The organism is Methylobacterium variabile, from assembly GCF_001043975.1.
GTDB lineage: Bacteria > Pseudomonadota > Alphaproteobacteria > Rhizobiales > Beijerinckiaceae > Methylobacterium > Methylobacterium variabile.
This window is the reverse complement of sequence record NZ_LABY01000509.1, coordinates 1-559: the sequence shown is the minus strand read 5'-3', so window position 1 is coordinate 559 and position 559 is coordinate 1. Positions and strand designations below refer to the sequence as shown.

The following is a 559-nucleotide window of genomic DNA, read 5'->3' as shown; positions in this document are numbered from 1 at the left end:
GTCTCGTGGGCTCGGCGTCCCTCCTGATGTGGGCGGATATCGTCCATCTGCCGGCGATCCAGTTCAAGCGTCCGGAGGCCACGATGGTCTTCGACGTCGATCCCGACGAGGCGAGGGCGGTGCGCAAGCGGATGCTGGACGAGGTCTCGAGCGAGAGAACCTTCGTCACCGGGGGCCATCTGGAATTCCCGGCGCTCGGCTACGTGGCGCGTGAGGGCGGAGCCTACAGCTTCGTCCCGGAACTCTGGGTCGCGGCCCACTAACCGCCCGCTGCGTCGCGGGCACATGATTTTCGAGACCGAGCCGTGCAAGGCGATGCACGGGAAGGGCTCAAGGACCGACCACTGCAGTGGCTCGTGTCGGAAGTGCGAGAGGTAGGACCGTGGTCATACAGAAGAACTGGCAAGAGCTCATCAAGCCGAACAAGCTCCAGGTTTCGACCGGGCATGACCCCAAGCGGGTCGCCACCGTCGTTGCCGAGCCCCTCGAGCGCGGCTTCGGCACTACCCTCGGCAACTCCCTGCGCCGGGTTCTCCTGTCGTCGCTCCAGGGCGCGGCC

Annotated in this window: 2 pseudogenes; both read left to right on the top strand. The window is 66.2% G+C overall.

Annotated features, from left to right (window positions below):
- Positions 1-263 (top strand): annotated as a pseudogene (locus tag VQ02_RS38615) (MBL fold metallo-hydrolase); the annotation flags it as partial.
- 86 nt (positions 264-349) lie between these two features.
- Positions 350-559, top strand: a pseudogene (locus tag VQ02_RS36565) (DNA-directed RNA polymerase subunit alpha); the annotation flags it as partial.